The 11,220-nt window shown below is 73.0% G+C and carries 10 protein-coding genes and 1 pseudogene; 6 read left to right on the forward strand and 5 right to left on the reverse strand.

What is annotated here, in order from left to right; all coding sequences use genetic code 11:
- Positions 1 to 565: GAF domain-containing protein (locus JNW87_RS26790; RefSeq protein ID WP_238454644.1), on the reverse strand; the 565-nt coding region annotated here is incomplete at its 3' end.
- 136 nt (positions 566 to 701) lie between these two features.
- Here JNW87_RS26790 and JNW87_RS26795 point away from each other — a divergent pair.
- Together JNW87_RS26795 and JNW87_RS26800 are read left to right on the forward strand one after the other, a co-directional pair.
- Positions 702 to 2,393, forward strand: a complete 1,692-nt coding sequence (locus JNW87_RS26795; protein ID WP_109805893.1) for an AMP-binding protein — start codon at positions 702 to 704, stop codon at positions 2,391 to 2,393.
- Complete coding sequence (locus tag JNW87_RS26800; protein ID WP_109805894.1) at positions 2,390 to 4,003, forward strand: AMP-binding protein; 1,614 nt, start codon at positions 2,390 to 2,392, stop codon at positions 4,001 to 4,003. The genes JNW87_RS26795 and JNW87_RS26800 overlap by 4 nt, the downstream gene beginning before the upstream one ends.
- A 208-nt stretch (positions 4,004 to 4,211) precedes the next feature.
- Here JNW87_RS26800 and JNW87_RS26805 read toward each other — a convergent pair whose 3' ends face one another.
- Positions 4,212 to 4,721 (reverse strand): pyridoxamine 5'-phosphate oxidase family protein, encoded by a 510-nt coding sequence (locus JNW87_RS26805; protein WP_109805895.1) that lies wholly within the window; start codon positions 4,719 to 4,721, stop codon positions 4,212 to 4,214.
- 70 nt (positions 4,722 to 4,791) lie between these two features.
- On the opposite strand from JNW87_RS26805, the gene JNW87_RS26810 reads away from it, so the two are divergent.
- From JNW87_RS26810 to JNW87_RS26820, 3 genes are all read left to right on the forward strand, one after another.
- On the forward strand, positions 4,792 to 5,502 hold the full coding sequence (locus tag JNW87_RS26810) for a suppressor of fused domain protein (protein ID WP_109805896.1): 711 nt from the start codon (positions 4,792 to 4,794) through the stop codon (positions 5,500 to 5,502).
- A gap of 88 nt (positions 5,503 to 5,590) precedes the next feature.
- Positions 5,591 to 6,856 (forward strand): MFS transporter, encoded by a 1,266-nt coding sequence (locus JNW87_RS26815; protein WP_236648706.1) that lies wholly within the window; start codon positions 5,591 to 5,593, stop codon positions 6,854 to 6,856.
- 28 nt (positions 6,857 to 6,884) lie between these two features.
- On the forward strand, positions 6,885 to 7,028 hold the full coding sequence (locus tag JNW87_RS26820) for a hypothetical protein (protein WP_161558021.1): 144 nt from the start codon (positions 6,885 to 6,887) through the stop codon (positions 7,026 to 7,028).
- 6 nt (positions 7,029 to 7,034) lie between these two features.
- Here the strand turns inward: JNW87_RS26820 and JNW87_RS26825 are convergent, their stop codons facing one another.
- The gene (locus tag JNW87_RS26825) at positions 7,035 to 8,102 is read right to left on the reverse strand and encodes a Gfo/Idh/MocA family oxidoreductase (RefSeq protein WP_109805897.1); all 1,068 of its coding nucleotides are present in this window, start codon (positions 8,100 to 8,102) and stop codon (positions 7,035 to 7,037) included.
- 87 nt (positions 8,103 to 8,189) lie between these two features.
- On the opposite strand from JNW87_RS26825, the pseudogene JNW87_RS26830 reads away from it, so the two are divergent.
- Positions 8,190 to 9,394 (forward strand): annotated as a pseudogene (locus JNW87_RS26830) (lycopene cyclase family protein).
- Here JNW87_RS26830 and JNW87_RS40855 read toward each other — a convergent pair.
- Both JNW87_RS40855 and JNW87_RS26840 read right to left on the reverse strand, forming a co-directional pair.
- A complete protein-coding gene (locus JNW87_RS40855) occupies positions 9,389 to 10,459 on the reverse strand; it encodes a fibronectin type III domain-containing protein (protein ID WP_238454645.1) in 1,071 nt (356 codons plus the stop codon). The pseudogene JNW87_RS26830 and the gene JNW87_RS40855 sit on opposite strands and share 6 nt — an antisense overlap.
- 19 nt (positions 10,460 to 10,478) lie before the next feature.
- Entirely contained in the window at positions 10,479 to 10,784 is a 306-nt protein-coding gene (locus tag JNW87_RS26840) for a hypothetical protein (RefSeq protein ID WP_109805900.1), read from the reverse strand.
- Positions 10,785 to 11,220 lie beyond the last annotated feature (436 nt).

An 11,220-nucleotide genomic window follows, 5' to 3' on the forward strand; every position in this document is an offset into this window, starting at 1 on the left:
CAGTCCGGTCCGGCGGCACCCGGAGTCCAGGACCGCGTCGGGGGCGCTGCCCGCGGGTCGGGGGCGGCCGTCCGCAGGGTGGTGAGCGCGGTCGGGCCGCGTCCCGGTCCGTCAGCCGGCGCTCCAACTCGCGGCCGGCGTTCACGGCGGCGGCCACCAGGCGGTCGCCGAGGGCGAGCCGTTGCCGGACAGCGCCGTAGAGCACCGCGCGGACCTCCCGGCGCACCACGATCGGCACGGCGACGACCGAGCGCAGCCCTTCGGCGGCGACCGGTCCGTCGTACTCGTGGCTGATCGAGCGGGCCTCCGGGTAGTCGTCGACGCGCAGCGGCAGGCCGAGCGCGAGGGCCTTGCCGCCGAGGCCGGCGCCCGCGTTGATGGCCAGGCCCCGCAGCGCGGCGGTGCTGGTGCCGGCCAGCTCGGTGATGGTCATCCGGGGCGGCCCGCCGGGCTGGACCATGCCGCCGAAGGCCACCGGCAGGCCGGTGCCGCGCAGCAGGGTCAGCAGGGCGCGGCGGATCTGGTCGCCGTCGTCGCGCGGATACAGCGGCTCCAGCGTCCTCACCTCCCCGGGGTAGGGCGTCTTGGGGCCACCCCCGTCCGGGGGTGGTGAGACCTGCGTCACCCGATCGAGGATCAGGGTACTGCGCGCGACACCGTCCCCCCACCGCCGCGCGCCCGGTGACAGGAAGGACACCCCCATGGCCACCGCCGGCACCGACGCCTTCCGCGAAGCGCGCGACTTCCTGCTCGCGCACCGCGAGGACCACGACACCGCGTACGAGAAGTTCCGCTGGCCCCGGTTGGACGAGTTCAACTGGGCGTTGGACTGGTTCGACGTGCTCGCCGAGGGCAACGACACCACGGCACTCTGGATCGTCGAGGCCGACGGGGGAGAGGGGCGCTGGTCGTACGCGGAGCTGTCCGCCCGCTCCAACCGGGTGGCGAACTGGCTGCGGGCGCAGGGCGTACGGGCGGGCGACCGGCTGATCCTGATGCTCGGCAACCAGTTGGAGCTGTGGGAGACGATCCTCGCGGCGATCAAGCTGCGCGCCGTGATCATCCCGGCGACGCCGCTGCTCGGCCCGGCGGACCTGGCCGACCGCCTCGAACGGGGCGCCGCCCGGCACGTGGTGGTCGGCGCGGAGCACACCGGCAAGTTCGCCGAGGTGCCCGGCGACTACACCCGGGTCGCGGTCGGCGCCCCCGTCGACGGCTGGCGCGCCTACGCCGACGCGTACGACGAGTCCGAGACGTTCACGCCCGACGGGGTGACCCGGGCCGACGACCCGCTGCTGCTGTACTTCACCTCCGGCACCACCGCCCGGCCGAAGCTGGTCGAGCACACCCACGCGTCGTACCCGGTGGGGCACCTGTCCACCATGTACTGGATCGGGCTGCGTCCCGGCGACGTGCACCTGAACATCTCCTCGCCGGGCTGGGCGAAGCACGCCTGGAGCAGCGTCTTCGCGCCGTGGAACGCCGGCGCGACGGTCTTCGTCTACAACTACTCCCGCTTCGACCCGGCGGGGCTGATGGCGGCGATGGCCCGGTGCGGGGTGACCAGTTTCTGCGCCCCGCCGACGGTGTGGCGGATGCTGATCCAGGCCGACCTGACCCAGCTGCGCACCCCGCCGCGGACCGTGGTGGGCGCGGGGGAGCCGTTGAACCCGGAGGTGATCGAGCAGGTCGAGGCGGCCTGGGGGGTGACCGTCCGGGACGGGTACGGGCAGACCGAGACCACCGCGCAGATCGGCAACCCGCCCGGTACGCCGGTGAAGCCCGGCTCGATGGGGCGTCCGCTGCCCGGGTACGTGGTGACCCTGGTCGACCCGGTCACCGGCGAGCCCGGCGACGACGGCGAGGTCTGCCTGGACCTGGCGCACCGGCCGACCGCGCTGATGGTCGGCTACCACGGCGACGACGAGCTGACCGGCACCGCGATGCGCGACGGGTGCTACCACACCGGCGACATCGCCTCCCGGGACGCGGAGGGCTACCTCACCTACGTGGGGCGCACCGACGACGTGTTCAAGGCGTCGGACTACCGGATCTCGCCGTTCGAGCTGGAGAGCGTGCTGCTGGAGCACGACGCGGTGGCCGAGGCGGCGGTGGTGCCGTCACCGGACCCGGTCCGGCTGGCCGTGCCGAAGGCGTACGTGGTCCTCGCGCCCGGGTGGGAGGCGGGGGAGGAGACGGCGGCGGCGATCTTCGCGCACTCGCGGGCGCGGCTGGCGCCGTACCTGCGGGTACGGCGGCTGGAGTTCGCCGAGCTGCCGAAGACCATCTCCGGCAAGATCCGCCGGACCGAGCTGCGCGCCGCCGAGCTGGACAAGCACGCCGACGCGCAGGCGCGTCCGGCCGGCGAGTACCGCGAGGAGGACTTCCGGTGAGCCAGCCCTCGTACGCCAGCGGGACCTCCGACGCCCCGCTGCTCGGCGACACCATCGGCGCGAACCTGGCCCGCGCGGTCGAGGCGTACCCGGACCGGGAGGCGCTGGTGGACTGCCCGAGCGGCCGGCGGTGGACGTACGCCGAATTCGGCCGCGCGGTGGACGAGCTGGCCCGCGGCCTGCTCGCGGCGGGGGTCGGCAAGGGTGACCGGGTCGGCATCTGGGCGCCGAACTGTCCGGAGTGGGTGCTGGTCCAGTACGCGACCGCGGCGATCGGCGCGATCATGGTGAACATCAACCCGGCCTACCGGCGGCACGAGCTGGAGTACGTGCTGAACCAGTCCGGGGTGAGCGTGCTGGTCTCCTGGCCGAGCTATCGGAGCAGCGACTACCGGGGCATGGTCGAGCAGGTCCGGCACGCCTGTCCAGGTCTGCGGCGGGTCGTCTACATCGCGGAGTCGAGCTGGGACGACCTGGTCGGCGGCGCGGTCGCGGTGCCGGCGGAGCGGCTGGTCGAGCGGGCGGGGCAGCTGTCCTGCGACGACCCGATCAACATCCAGTACACCTCGGGCACCACCGGGTTCCCGAAGGGCGCGACGCTGTCGCACCACAACATCCTCAACAACGGCTACTTCGTCGGCGAGCTGGTCCGCTACACCGAGCAGGACCGGGTCTGCCTGCCGGTGCCGTTCTACCACTGCTTCGGCATGGTGATGGGCAACCTGGGCGCGACCAGTCACGGCGCCTGCATCGTCATCCCGGCGCCGACGTTCGACCCGGCCGCGACGCTGCGCGCGGTCGCGGCCGAGCGGGCCACCTCGCTGTACGGGGTGCCGACGATGTTCATCGCCGAGCTGGCCCTGCCCGACTTCGCGGGCTACGACCTGTCCAGCCTGCGGACCGGGATCATGGCCGGTTCGCCCTGCCCGGTGGAGGTGATGAAGCGGGTCATCGCCGAGATGAACATGGCCGAGGTGTCGATCTGCTACGGGATGACCGAGACCTCCCCGGTCTCCACGCAGACCCGGCACGACGACGACCTGGACCGGCGGACCGCCACCGTCGGCCGGGTGCTGCCGCACGTGGAGGTGAAGGTGGTCGACCCGGCCACCGGGGTGACCGTGCCCCGCGGCGAGCCGGGGGAGCTGTGCACCCGTGGGTACTCGGTGATGCTCGGCTACTGGCAGGAGCCGGAGAAGACCGCCGAGGCGATCGACCCGGCGCGCTGGATGCACACCGGTGACCTGGCGGTGATGCGCGAGGACGGCTACCTGACCATCGTCGGCCGGATCAAGGACATGATCATCCGAGGTGGGGAGAACGTCTACCCGCGCGAGATCGAGGATTTCCTCTACCGGCATCCGAAGATCTCCGACGTGCAGGTGGTCGGCGTCCCCGACGAGCGTTACGGCGAGGAGATCCTGGCCTGTGTGATCCTGCGCGACGGGCACGACACCCTGACCGTCGAGGAGGTGGCCGAGTTCTGCCGGGACCGGCTGGCCCACTACAAGATCCCCCGGTACGTCCGGGTGCTGGACGCCTTCCCCATGACGGTCAGTGGCAAGGTCCGCAAGGTGGAGCTGCGCCGCGCCGGCCTCGACGACGGCTGAGCATCTCGCGGCCGTTGGCCCTCGGTCTCGGGGCACCAGGGTTCTGCCTCCACCGCTTTGCTCTGCTGCAGCCCACGCAACAGAGGCAGGTTCCGACTGTTGCCTCCGCTGCAGCAGAGCAAAGCGGGTCACGGAGACGTTCAGGCCCGCCTGTCCGACGACTTCGATCTCGTACCCGAGCTGGTCGACGACGGGATGGAGGAGTGACTCAGGCCCGCCAGAACTGGCGGGGCGCGTACCCCTCACGGCGCAGCCAGTGCTCGGTGTAGACGATCCGCCGCGCGGCGACCACCACCAACGGGCCGGTCGGCGGCTCGTCCAGCGGCCGGGACCGCTCCACGTGGTCGGACTGCCAGCGGAACGCCGGCCAGTGGTGGTCGAAGTCCGGATCGCCCGCCGAGAGCACCCGGGCCCGTCCGAAGACCTGTGCGCCCCGGCTGCTGGCCTGCCCGACCAGCGGTGCGAAGACGCCGATGGAGACCCGCGGGTCGGCGGCGATGTTCCGCATCTTCGGGGAGCTGCCGACCGCGGTGAACATGAGCGTGAAATCGAGGTGGTGGTAGCGCACCGGAGTGGCCAGCGGCCCGTCCGGGCCGGTGGTGGCCAGCACGCACATGTTCTGCGAGGAGAGCAGGTTGAGAATGCGCTCTTCCAGCCGGTCCCGGTCGAGTCGGGCGGTGGGGGAGGGGCCGGCGAGCCAGGGATTGGTGACGGGCATGAGTGATCATGACATGCGCCTGTCCCGGCCCGGGCCTACGTGACCGGCTGCCAGGGCTAGGCTGCGCGGGATGGGATCTTCGGACGAGGCCGGGCCGCGCGGGTCGGGCGTGCTGCGGCACGCCGCCCGGGACCGTGGGTGGGAGCCGGCCGCCGCCGGTGATCCGGACACGGCCGAGGCGATCGAGCGGCACATCGCGCACCACTTCGGGCCCATCGCGTTCGTCTGGCACGAACTGGCCTCCGAGCTCGTCCACGTCGACGTGCACGTGGTCGCGCCCACTCCGGCCCGCCCGTTCCACACGCTGGTCACCTCCGGCATGAGCGACCTGCCGATGGCCGTCCCGCCAGCGGCCGGCGTCAGCCCGTACGCCGAGCTGATGCTCTGCCTGCCGGCCGACTGGCCGCTGACCGCCGAGGCATTCCGGGATGAAAGCGCGTACTGGCCGGTCCGGTTGCTGAAGACGGTCGCCCGGCTGCCGCACGAGTACGGCACCTGGATCGGCGCGTGGCACTCGGTCCCCAATGGCGACCCGGCGCAGCCGTACGCGCCGGACACCCCGTTCGCAGGCGTCGTGGTCACCCCGATGCTCCGGTGCGCGCCGGACGCGCGGACCGTCACCACCGGTGGCGGCCGGGAGATCTCGCTGCTCGCCCTGGTGCCGCTGCACCCCGCCGAGGTGCGGCTGAAGCTCACCGAGGGCACGGACGCGCTGCTTCAGGCGTTCGACCGGGTGGCGGTGAGCGAGCTGTTCGACCCGGCGCGACCGAGCAGCGTGTGAGCCCGGTCGGGCGTACGCGGGTGCTGGCCCGACTGGCCGAACACCTGCGGGACTGGCGGGTACCGCATCCCTTGCGGGTCGCCGCGCCGTGACGGGGACGACGGGGGAACGGCTCGACGGGCGCTTCGCCCGGCTCTGGGCGGCCAGCACCATGTCGGCGCTGGGCAGCGGAATGGCCACGGTGGCGGCGCCGCTGTTCGTCGCCTCGAAGACCGACGACCCGCTGACCGTGTCGGCGGCCTCGGCGGTGGCGTGGCTGCCGTGGCTGCTGTTCGCGTTGCCTGGCGGCGTCCTCGTCGACCGGGTCGACCGGCGCCGGCTGATGGTCGTCATCGACTGGGTACGCGTCGCCGCCCTGGCGGTGCTGACCGCCGCGATCATCACCGGCCGGGCCGGGGTGGCCCTGCTCTACGCGGTGCTCTTCGTGGTCAACGCCGGCGAGGTGGTGTTCCGCAGCGCCGCCCAGGCGATGCTCCCGGCCGTGGTGTCCCGGTCGTTGCTGGAACGCGCCAACGGCTGGCTGGGCGGCGGCACCACCCTGACGCAGGGCATGATCGCCGGTCCGCTCGGCGGGTTCCTGTTCGTGCTGGCGGCGAGCATCCCGTTCGGCGTCAACGCCGCCACGTACGCGCTCAGCGCGGTGCTCATCGGCCTGGTCGGCGGGTCGTACCGGGGCGCGCCTCCGACGGGTGGCCGCCGCTCGGTCCGGGCGGAGGTGGTGGAGGGTTTCCGCTGGCTGCTGTCGCAGCGGCTGCTGCGCACCATGACCTTCCTGATCGGGCTGCTCAACGTCACCCTCACCGCCGCCATCGCGGTGCTGGTGCTGATCGCCACGCAGCGGCTGGGCCTCGGCTCGGTCGGCTACGGCGTGCTCTTCACCTGCATGGCGGTCGGTGGGCTGCTCGGTTCGGTGGTCGGCGACCGGCTGGTCGCCCGGATCACCGCCACCTGGACCATCCGGATCGGCCTGCTGATCGAGGCCGGCCTGCACCTGGCCCTGGCGGCGTCCCGCAGCGCGGTGGTGATCGCGGTCGCGCTGTTCGCGTTCGGGGTGCACGGCGCGCTGTGGAACATGGTGTCGAACTCGCTGCGCCAGCGGTTGACCCCGGCCGCGCTGCAGGGTCGGGTGGGCAGCACCACCCTGTTCATCGCCGCCGGCGGCAACTGCCTGGGCGCGCTGCTCGGCGGGGTGGTCGCCACCCGGTTCGGCCTGACCGCGCCGTACTGGGTGGGGTTCGTGGTCGCCGTCGCGGTGACCGCGGTGACCTGGCGGGTCTTCGACCGGTCGACGGTCGCCGCCGCGTACGCCGACCCGGCGCCCGCGCCGGACGACCGCCCGGCGACCGTCGCCTAGGGTGGAGCCGACCGAAGGAGGATCGCCCGTGCTGTCGCTCGCCGTGCCGCCGCTGTGCTCGCTCTACCTGGACCGGCTGGAGCTCACCGTCGGCAGGCGGCAGGTGGCCTCGCGGATAGCGGCCTTCCGCGAGGAGGTCGAGCGGCGGGTGCCCCGGGCGTTCCCGCATTGACCTCGGTCAGGCGAGCGGTGGGACGGGCAGCACCGCACCCTCGGCGGCGGAGCGGTGCGCCAGTTCGATCAGCGTGACGGTGGCGACCGCGTCGCGCGGGTCGACCGGCATCGGCGCGCCGTCGCGCAGCGCCGCCGCGACCTGGGCGTAGAAGTCCTGGTAGCGGCCGGGCTCGGTGGGCACCGGGTGCAGCTCACCGTCGACGCCGAGCCGGCCGTACTGCTCGGGCGGGACCTCGCCCCAGCCCGGCGCGTCCGGTCGGCCCCCGTCGCGCAGCGCCGCCTCCTGCACGTCCAGCCCGTACGTGGTGTAGCCGGCGCGGTCGCCGAGGACCCGCATCCGCGCGCCGAGCTGCGGGGTGACCGCGCTCATCCACAGGTGCGAGCGGACGCCGCCGGCGTGGGTCAACGCCACGAACGCGTCGTCGTCGACCTCGGCGCCGGGCCGCCGCCGGTCCACCTCCGCGTACACGTGCTGCACCGGGCCGAAGAGCTGCACGGCCTGGTCGACCAGGTGGGCGCCGAGGTCGAACAGGGCGCCGCCGGCCTCCCCGGGCGCGGCGCTCTCCCGCCAGCCCGGCTTGATGGCCGGCCGCCAGCGTTCGAACCGCGACTCGAAGCGGGTCACCCGCCCCAGCTCGCCCTTTTCGACGAGGCTGCGGACGGTCAGGAAGTCCCCGTCCCAGCGGCGGTTCTGGAACACGGTCAGCGGCACCCCGCGGCGGGCCGCCTCGTCGACCAGCGCGCGGCTCTCCTCGACGCTCGGCGCGAGCGGCTTGTCCACCACGACCGGCAGCCCGGCCGCCAGCGCCGCGCGGGCCATCGGGGCGTGCTGCCGGTTCGGTGTCGCCACCACGACCAGGTCGAGCTGGTCCGCGGCGCGCCACAACTGGTCGGCGTCGTCGACGAGCCGGGCGTCGGGATGCTCCTGGCGGGCCTGCTCCCGGCGCTCCGGGTTGGCCGTGACGATGGCGTCCAGCCGCAGCCCGGGGGTCGCGGCGATCAGCGGGGCGTGGAAGACCCGCCCGGCGATCCCGTACCCCAGCAACCCCACCCGCAGTGGCGCCTGCGCCATGCCGTCCCCCGTTCCTCGATGACCCCCCGAATCTACGCGCAGCCCCATGCTCCGGGCGGCGGGTCCCCCGGCGGACGGCGGCCGGACGTGTGGCAGCGTGGCGGGGTGGACGCAACCCCGGTCGACGTCGACCTCGCGCTGGTGGGCGGCGGCGGCGCGGCCTCGCTGGTGCTGGCCGCCCTGGATCGGCGCGGGCTGTCCGGGCTGCGGGTGGCCGTGGTCGACCCGGTGCACAAGCGGGGTCAGGACCGCACGTGGGCGTTCTGGGACACCCCCGGCAACGACCTCGACCCGCTGCTCAGCGCGAGCTGGTCGCGGGTCGACGTGGTCACGTCGGCCGGCCGCCGCGTCCTGGAGTTGGCCCCGCTGCGGTACGCCATGCTCCGCTCCGCCCCGGTCTACGACCGGGCTGCCGAGGCCGAACGCCGCCTCGGCGCGATCCGGATCGGCGCGGCGGCCGGCGCCCTCGACGACGACGGTCACCGGGTCACGGTCCGCGACCCCGACGGCCGGGCGCTGGTCCGGGCCGCCTGGGTGCTCGACTCGCGCCCCCGCCCGCCTCGGCGGCCCGGGCGGACGAACTGGTTGCAGCACTTCCGTGGCTGGTGGCTGGCGGCCGACGCGCCGACGTTCGACCCCGACCGGGCGGTGCTGATGGACTTCCGCACCCCGCAGCCCGCCCGGGGGGTCTCGTTCGGCTACGTGCTGCCGGTCAGCGACCGGTACGCCCTGGTCGAGTACACCGAGTTCTCACCCGCCCCGCTCGCCGACTCCGGGTACGACGCCGCGCTGCGCGGCTACCTCGACCGGCTCGGCCTCGACCCGGCGGCGCTGCGGGTCCGGGAGGTGGAGAACGGGGTGATTCCGATGACCGACGGCCGTTCGTCGCCCGCCCGTCGGCCCGGGTGGTCCGCCTCGGCACTGCCGGGGGCGCCACCCGCCCCTCCACCGGGTTCACCTTCTCCGCCATGCGCCGCCAGGCCGAGCAGGTGGCCGCGGCGCTCGCGGCGGGTCGGCCGCCGGTGCCGCGGGCCGCGTACCCCCGGCGGCACCTGTGGATGGACGCGGTGGCGCTGCGCGCCCTGGACCGGGGGCACGTCGGCGGGGTGGAGTTCTTCGACCGGCTCTTCGACCGCAACCCGGCCGAGCGGGTGCTGCGCTTCCTCGACGGGGTCACCTCCCCGGCGGAGGATCTGGCGGTGATGCGGTCCAGCCCGCTGCTGCCGATGACCGGCGCGGTGCTCGGCGACGCCGTCGGCCGGCTCCGCGCCCGGATCCGCCGCCCCTCATGAGGTCATGTCCAGCAGCAACAGCGGGGCGGTGCTGGACTCGCGGCTGCCGTAGCTGCTCGCTGAGGCGCCGGTTGAGGTCAGACCGACGGTGAACGTGCCGTTCCCACTGACCAGGGGCGTGACGTCGAGGGTGACCCAGGTGCCGGTTGTGGTCCGACCGGTGGCGGCGATCGAGGTGTTGTCGATCGGGGGGGCGTTGTTCCAGCTCGTCAACGTCTCCGACCACGTCGAGTCCGCGACCGGGCGGACGACGAATCCGGTGGACGAACCGGCCGCGACCCAGATCTTCAGGCGCGCTCGCAGCACCACGCCGGTCTGCCCGGACACCGTGAACTTCAGATAGGCGTTCGTGACCGGATCTCCGTCGACCCGCAGGACCGTGGTGCTCCCATATCTGCTCGTGGGACTGGACTCCTTGACGTAGGTGTCCGCCACCGCCAGGACCGGCGTGGCGGCTGGCGTGGTGACCATGGCCGGCGCGCTCAGGCCTGAGGAGTTTCCGGCCGCGTCGGAGGCGGAGACCAGGTACGTGTAGGAAGTCTCCGAGAGGGCCGTGGTGTCGGTGAAGGTCACGCCCGTCGCGGTTCCGAGGGCCGTGCCGTTTCGGTACACCGTGTAAGCGGCCACGCCGACGTCGTCCGTCGCGGGCGCCCACGACAGCTCGACCCGGTTGGGTCCGGTGACCGAAGCCCGCAGGTTGGTGGGCACCGTCGGTGGGCTGGAGTCGGCGGCGGTGACCGTCACCTGGTTACTCGGGCCGGAGAAGTTCCCCGCAAAGTCGGCAGCCGTAACCAGGTACGTGTGTGACGTGCCGGTGGTGCCGACCGTGTAGTCGGTGAACGTCTGGTCCGGCCAGATCCCCGCCAGGAGGCTTCCGTCGCGGAACACCCGGTACTGCGCGACCCCGACGTTGTCGGTCGACGCGTCCCAGGCGAGGCTGACCGCGCCGGGCTCCACGAGGGTGACCCTCAGGTCGGCCGGGGCCGACGGTGCCACCGTGTCGCGCACCGCGGTGACCACGTTGGATTCGGCGCCGGCGTTTGCCGCCGCGTCGAACGCTCGCACGCTCCAGAGGACCAGCGGCTTACCGCGTACGCCGCCGACCGTTTCCTTGATCTGCGCGGCGGTGAGCCGTCGACGGCCGGGCGTCCGGCGACCGGACGGTCCGGCGGAGCAGGCGGCCCATCCGCTCGGGTACCGGTAGCGCGGTCAGCGCCCGGGCGGCGAGCACCACGACGGGCGCCGCTGCGGGCAGCAGGTACTGGAAACCCTTGACGGGCCACAGTTGGAAGAACACCACCGGGGCGGCGATCCACGACACCAGCAGCGTCTCCCGCCAGGAGCGCCGCCTGCGCAGCCACCACAGGCCGCCGATGGCCGCGGCCAACACCAGAAGGCACGTCGGGCAGACGCCATTTCATTCAACGGCGTACGGCATTATCATGGGAGCGATCGGATCAGCGGGCCGACGTGTTGCCCGCTGTGTTCACTGATTGCCACGGTCGGGGAATTGTTTCAGCCGAGCCCCGGGTGGCCGTTCGGTTGAAGACCGGCCTCCGGAAAGCGTTGTCGTCGTCCACCGGGTAACCCGAACATGTGCACCGAATGATGCGGTGCGCCGGCCGGTCCGCCGCGGGCTCCGATGTCCGAGCGGACCATTGAGGACCGGGCTGCTCGGCATCGTCCAGTATCCAATCTTCACGGCGCAGCCACCACACCGGACAAAGCCCAATGCCGCGTAGCCTAAGTTGATCATGGAGTTTGGTGGCTGAGCTTGTAGAGCCGGATCGTGGCGGGTCTGTCGTGGCGGACGCCGCCTGGTTCGT

The organism is Micromonospora sp. ATA51, assembly GCF_016802855.1.
Classification (GTDB): domain Bacteria; phylum Actinomycetota; class Actinomycetes; order Mycobacteriales; family Micromonosporaceae; genus Micromonospora; species Micromonospora sicca.

Excerpts from the sequence above, each read along its gene's own strand:
- JNW87_RS26825 (WP_109805897.1), bottom strand. The coding sequence starts at position 8,102 with ATGGCGCAGGCGCCACTGCGGGTGGGGTTGCTGGGGTACGGGATCGCC.
- JNW87_RS26810 (WP_109805896.1), top strand. The coding sequence starts at position 4,792 with ATGGGATCTTCGGACGAGGCCGGGCCGCGCGGGTCGGGCGTGCTGCGG.
- JNW87_RS26805 (WP_109805895.1), bottom strand. The coding sequence starts at position 4,721 with ATGCCCGTCACCAATCCCTGGCTCGCCGGCCCCTCCCCCACCGCCCGA.
- JNW87_RS26795 (WP_109805893.1), top strand. The coding sequence starts at position 702 with ATGGCCACCGCCGGCACCGACGCCTTCCGCGAAGCGCGCGACTTCCTG.